General features: G+C 52.6%; 1 protein-coding gene. It reads right to left on the bottom strand.

Features of this window, described 5'->3' with window-relative positions; all coding sequences use genetic code 11:
- The coding region (locus PPL9_RS19270) for an RNA methyltransferase (protein ID WP_161831361.1) at positions 1 to 365 on the bottom strand (365 nt) is incomplete at both ends.

The following is a 365-nucleotide window of genomic DNA, read 5'->3' as shown; positions in this document are numbered from 1 at the left end:
CCCCCCGCCTGCGGAATTTTCACCAGATCAGAGCAGGTATCAGCCAGTTTATCACTCAGGCCAGCCTGCTCATTGCCCATCAACAAAATGACAGGTTCTTTATAATCTACAGCACGATAGTCCTTTGTGCCCCGCAAATGAGTGCCAACCACAGGTCCGGACCAGCTCTTGCGGAATTCAACGAACTCATCAGCAGTACAGCGCACAAGTGGCATATGGAACAGAGAGCCCATTGTCGCACGTACAGTCTCAACAGCAAATGGATCAGTTGTTTCGTCAATCAGAATAACACCAGTCGCACCAACCGCATCGCCGGTGCGGATAATGGTTCCCAGATTACCGGGGTCGCGGACACGATCGAGCGC

Source organism: Pseudovibrio sp. POLY-S9 (assembly GCF_001431305.1).
Classification (GTDB): domain Bacteria; phylum Pseudomonadota; class Alphaproteobacteria; order Rhizobiales; family Stappiaceae; genus Pseudovibrio.
The sequence above is the reverse complement of the archived record's forward strand: the minus strand, read 5'-3'. Positions and strand labels throughout refer to the sequence as shown.